Origin of the sequence: Stenotrophomonas sepilia, from assembly GCF_003244875.1 — a bacterium.
GTDB classification, from domain to species: Bacteria; Pseudomonadota; Gammaproteobacteria; order Xanthomonadales; family Xanthomonadaceae; genus Stenotrophomonas; species Stenotrophomonas sepilia.
The window spans coordinates 1-5,016 of sequence record NZ_LXXZ01000111.1 but is presented as its reverse complement, the minus strand read 5'-3'; the positions used below and the strand labels follow the sequence as shown (position 1 = coordinate 5,016).

Sequence of the window (5,016 nt, the reverse complement as noted above, 5' to 3'; positions counted from 1 at the left end):
CACCGCGCCGCCCCACGCGTTGGTCAAAACGTTTTCCCCGGCGCCGAGCTGGGATTCAGGGGCCAATCCATCGACCACCACGGCCGTGGTGCTCACCCCGCGGAACGTCCCCACCACCCCAAAGCTGCTTTCAAGACGACGGGACAGCTCGCGCAGGTTGCGCGTCTCGCTGGCCACCTTGGACTTTGCATCGACCTGGCCAAAGAACAGGAACATCGCGCCCGTGGCGGCGGTCACGGCCCCGAGCGCAAGCAAGGCCTCGGTGAGGGTGAAGCCCAGCGCGCTGCGCACGCCCTTGGAAACGTGGGTGAGAGTGGGCGAACAACGGGGGCGGGTTGTGTGCGTCATGCACTCAGCATGCGATGCACCTGGGATTCCGCAAGCCCCTGTTTTTAGTCAAAAAAAGGTCGATTTTTCATCTTGACATTGCTCGGCGATCTGGTTGCATGAGGTCAAGTGAGTGGGTCGACCTACGCACGAACGTAGCTCCAAACAACCCAAGAGACCGCCACCATGATTGAAAGCCCCGCCAACTTGTCCCGCCTTATTGCTGGCCTTCCTTTCGCGCACATCCCTCCCACGGTTCCCGCGTTCCTGCCCGAAGGCAAACTTCGCCGGCAAGCCCGCCTGGCGCGCGAGCAACGCCACTTCGAGCGCCAGCTGCGCAAGGAGCTGAAATGGAAATGACCACAGACCGGCGTGCTCAACGGCTTCTGGATGCCATCGAGCACCGCAACCCACAGGCTTTGAAGAGAACCATTGCGGCCATCCGCGAGGCACGTCTGAAGGCGTGGAGGGGCCTGACGGCTTTCCCGTCCTTGGACCACCCGGTGGGGCCCAACGGAATCACCGCTTTCCACGTCGCTTGCATGGCGTGGCACGTGAACCAGGATGACCCGGCCAAGCGACAGTGCTACGACAAGATGGCTGGAATGCTGGCTGAAGCCGGAGCGGACGTGTTCGCGGAGTTCGGTCCGGCAAAACAACGCTGGACGATCATCGAAGCACTGCATGGCGCTGCGCCACCGTCTGTCAAAGCATGGATGGCCTCTCAGCCGTTCGATCTGCATTGCTCGGCGTCAAACACCGCCCACACGCTGCGGTGGGACTGCCGTCGTCCAGCCGCCTTGTCGGAAGGATAGAAAATAATCCAAGGGCTGAACGGCCCGAAAGGGTTGCAAAAACATGCACTTGCGCTATGGCAGCGTCGGGGTAGATTCGAGAGAAACCCCTATCTACTCACGAAAGGATGTCCTATGCGACTGTGCAACTTCTCACTCAAGGGTGGCGTCGGCCGCACGACGCTGGCCCTGAATCTAGCCGGGTGCTATGCCCGTGACCCCAGCCTGCGTGTGCTGGTCAATGACCGGGACCCCCAAGGCGGGGCCTGCGCGTTTGCCTCACTGTCGGACGAAACACCGTTCAGTGTCGGGCGATCGCGCTCCCCTGGCTTCGACGTGGAGATCACCGACACCCCGCCGCGTCTGCCGGACAACGAGGTGATTCCCGAGGCGGACCTCTACCTGGTGCCGACGTTGCTCGACGGGGCCAGCTTCCTCATCTTCCTGCGAACCGTGGATGTTCTTGAAAAGAAGGGAAAGCGTTTCCTGCCCATCGCCAACCGGGCCAACGAGAGGCGGGCAGCCCATCGACGTCGCCTGGAGCACCCCAAGATGTCGGGCGCCATGCTGGTGCGGGATCGTGCGTTGTTTGCGGACTGCTACGAGGAGGGAAAGACCGTGTTCGACGCCAACGGCCGCTGGGCCCGGGTGGCCCAGGAGGAGATCCACGCCTTGGCGGTCCGGGTGCGCGACATCCTGGCTGCTGGTGCAGGCCGGAGGGCTGCGGCATGATGGAGCTTCCCTTGGTTTCCCTCCCAGACCTACCCATGGCCACTCGCAAAGCTCCTGCCAAGAAGGCTGCCACGAAGAAGGCCGTCAAGCGCACCTTGGATGACGTCAAGGACGTGACCCATGCCAAGCCCCGCCGGGCCAGCAAATCGGCAAGCGTTCCGATTGCCCGCATCCCGGAGCACCTGTTGCTGGGGCCAGGCGACTACCCGGAGCGCAAGTCCTACTTTGACTACGACGACAGCCAGAAGGCGGGAAGCGTGGGAGGCAAGCGGGTTCACATGGTCATGCCCCGATCGGTCACCCTGCACGACTACCGCCGTCGGGAGGACGGGCTGCGCCACCACCGGGCCATGGTGACGATCCCGCCAAAGCTCCGCGAGAACATCGCCAAGCTGTTCGGCTTTGACGATTCGGAGGACGCCGGGAGTGAAGTCGCGTTGACCACCGCCATGGTGGCGCTGGCAGACTACGCGGCCGCGTCGCTCATCCAAGACAACACGCTGTTGATCGTGAGCTCGCCGGTGGACGAGCACGCGGAGGACCGCAAAGCCGCCAGGGTAGCGGTGCGGAACTTGGGGATGAGCAAGAACGGAAAGATCTACTGACCCTCACAATCAGGGGGACGAAGAAAGCGGCTATGGCCGCTTTTCTGTGTCTGTGGATCATCCCGTGGGCAGAGCAAAAGCAGCTGAAAAAGGGGCCCCTGGCGGGAGCTGGCATACGCCTACGGCGCGAAGAACCGTTGATTGAACTTCCGGATCCACGCGGAGGGCGTTCCTATCATGAGCAATGATTCGATTTGTCCGATCAGCCGGAGCTTTGGGGCGGCTCATTGGGGAAGGCTAGCAACCTCCAGTTCGGACGATTCATTGCCCGCCAGTCGCCGCCGCAGGGCCTCTTTGGACATCTTGGGCGGAGTGTCCAGCGAGAGCTTCTTTCCGTCCAACGAACGGTAGAACGGATCGTCCACCCCCGCGCTGACGTAGACGACCAGGTCCGGCCCGATCGTTAACAGGCCTGCATCGAACAACGCGTGGATGTCCTTCCGTAGCAGTAAGCCATTGCTCAAAGCATTGGTGGCTGCCCCGTTGTAGGGGACGATGTGAGCGGCGTCGATGACGCTTGCCAAGGCGGTCCCGGTGACCATGCACACGGCTCCGTAGTGAGCGACTAGGCGTTTACGAAACTCCGCTTGGCCCTCTCGGATCACCCGAAGGACTTGTTCCACCCGCTTGCCCTCGGCAACGACGGCTTCCGCCGCTGGGGGCAGTGCCTGTTCCACTGCCAACCGCCCGCTCTCCTCAAGGACGCCCTGGAGGGCTTGGATGGCGTCGTATCCAAGCAGCTCTGCTGCCGGGCGCAGCTTTGGGTCAATGCCGGATCGGTGTCGGATATGGGCCAACAGGAGGGCGGCGTCTTCGAGGTAAGTGAGCTTCTCTCGGCGCATGCTCCAGAGCTGATTCAGCTCTTCTAGGTTCCAGGTGCGCAATGCTAGCCCAAGCTCATTGGTGGACATGCGTCGGGTGAGCTGGCCCTTCCCCAAGTGTTTGCGAACCAGGTGCTCTTCGAACTCCTTTACATCTGCAGCGTCCTTGTCCGTCAAGGTGAAATGACTGCTGTAGGACCTGCTGTTTTGCTCGTCCCACTTTCTCTCTCGCCGCATCTGCTTCGTCAGACGCCAATTTGCAATCCGTTCCTTGTCTGTGTCGTCCATGGTGGCTAGCTGGTCGTTTGAGGCTTGAACAATGGTAGTGGATCACGGCCGCTGAGAGCGGCCTTCCGCTTTCCGCTGGCGGGCTTTCAACCACGCAGCCGCCAGATCGTCCACGTCGGCCTGCAGCGCGGCCCGTTCCCCAGGGAGCCATGGCCTCAACGTCCCACTGGCCACCCCAGCGTCCCGGTCCGCTAAACGGCGCCGGGCATTGAGCCACTGTGCCTTGGTTTCCTCCTGACGAGTGGCTTGGCGCTGTGTCCGCATGCGAACCGCGTTGGGCTTGTCGCTGTAAGTCCGGGCATGGTCTTTGCCTTGGCTAGGCCAGGGTGTTTCGTGCGCGCCCTGTCGCCGCCGGCGGATCTGGCTCAGGCTTGGATACCGGGCCATCCACCGATTCTCAAACGTTCGATCGGGAGGGGGTGCTTCTTCTTGGGCCAGGGGGATGACCAAGGCGTGGAGGGCGATCAGTTGCCACACCGCTGATTGAAAAACATCCTCGGTCAACCGGAAGGCCACCACCTCGGGGTGTTCCAGCCATTCGCCTTGGTGCACGTTGCGCAAGAGCGCCGCCAAGTCGTTTCGCGTCAGATGGGCACGGTGGGCCAGTGGCCACCCCAGCATCCAGGTGTCCGAATGCCGTTCGGCATGAACGACGAATCGGGGGTGTTTCCAGCGCTCTTGAAGCTGGGCAAGGACGGTGGCTGGCTTGGCAAAGCGCCCTACCTCGACCAGGTGGTTATCGGAGCGCTGCAGGACAAACAGTCGGTCGGCCAGCAGGGCGTCCAGGGGTTCTGGTGGCAGCCGCTGGCTCAACTCGGGCCAGGCCAACAGGTCACGGGTGCCCCGCTCGGTGATGCAGCGCTTGCAAGCCATGCGCAGGTTCTCGGCGTCCCTTGGGCCGGCTAGGCTCAACGGAACGAGCGGTGAGAGCCCCCAGGCGTGGCGACGATCCAAGTCCAGGGGGGCGGTGCAGAAAGCGCACACAGGGCGTTCGGAACGGCGGGCCACGTCCAGCGTCCAACGGGGAGTGGCAGGCGCACGGGCGCCATGGAAGGCCAGCACGCGACGGGCAAACGCGCCCAGGTCAGCGGTGGTCATGGGAGCGCTCCTGAAACGAAAGCCGGCAAATCACCGATGGGCCAATGGCGGTGAATGGAGGTCATGGGGCGCACCCTCGCTTGACTAAAACGAAATGCGGCGAGGGCTCCGCGCTTCCCTTCCAGGGGTTCTTTGGCTCCCCACTTGTGATTCGGAAAACACGGTGGCGGTGTATCCATGGGCACTGCACACGTTTGACTAAAACCAATGTGGCTTGGGTGTCGTGGGTCGGTGCTGCGGGTGGGTGAGGGCAACCTGTCCTGGGGATCCGGGGCAATGCGAAACGGTGGGCTGAAAAACTCCACACGGACTCCTGGGGTGGGGCATCGGTGGGCGTGAGGGGTGGAAGAG

7 protein-coding genes are annotated in these 5,016 nt (G+C 62.7%); 4 read left to right on the top strand and 3 right to left on the bottom strand.

What is annotated here, in order from left to right; translation table 11 throughout:
• The coding region (locus A7X97_RS21070; RefSeq protein ID WP_146260266.1) for a hypothetical protein at positions 1-291 on the bottom strand (291 nt) is incomplete at its 3' end.
• A gap of 222 nt (positions 292-513) precedes the next feature.
• On the opposite strand from A7X97_RS21070, the gene A7X97_RS21985 reads away from it, so the two are divergent.
• The 4 genes from A7X97_RS21985 to A7X97_RS21055 all read left to right on the top strand — a co-directional run bounded on the left by A7X97_RS21985 (position 514) and on the right by A7X97_RS21055 (position 2,458).
• Complete coding sequence (locus A7X97_RS21985; RefSeq protein ID WP_156476632.1) at positions 514-687, top strand: hypothetical protein; 174 nt, start codon at positions 514-516, stop codon at positions 685-687.
• A complete protein-coding gene (locus A7X97_RS21065) occupies positions 678-1,142 on the top strand; it encodes a hypothetical protein (protein ID WP_049430686.1) in 465 nt (154 codons plus the stop codon). The genes A7X97_RS21985 and A7X97_RS21065 overlap by 10 nt, the downstream gene beginning before the upstream one ends.
• Before the next feature lie 114 nt (positions 1,143-1,256).
• A complete protein-coding gene (locus A7X97_RS21060) occupies positions 1,257-1,853 on the top strand; it encodes a ParA family protein (protein WP_061478917.1) in 597 nt (198 codons plus the stop codon).
• 35 nt (positions 1,854-1,888) lie between these two features.
• Positions 1,889-2,458, top strand: a complete 570-nt coding sequence (locus A7X97_RS21055) for a hypothetical protein (RefSeq protein WP_235650000.1) — start codon at positions 1,889-1,891, stop codon at positions 2,456-2,458.
• 224 nt (positions 2,459-2,682) lie between these two features.
• Here the strand turns inward: A7X97_RS21055 and A7X97_RS21050 are convergent, their stop codons facing one another.
• Both A7X97_RS21050 and A7X97_RS21045 read right to left on the bottom strand, forming a co-directional pair.
• Positions 2,683-3,567, bottom strand: coding sequence for an HNH endonuclease (locus tag A7X97_RS21050; RefSeq protein ID WP_107432784.1), 885 nt, complete (start codon positions 3,565-3,567; stop codon positions 2,683-2,685).
• Positions 3,568-3,609: 42 nt separating this feature from the next.
• Positions 3,610-4,665 carry a hypothetical protein gene (locus A7X97_RS21045; protein WP_235650001.1) on the bottom strand — a complete coding sequence of 352 codons (1,056 nt, stop codon included), beginning with the start codon at positions 4,663-4,665 and terminating at the stop codon, positions 3,610-3,612.
• Positions 4,666-5,016 lie beyond the last annotated feature (351 nt).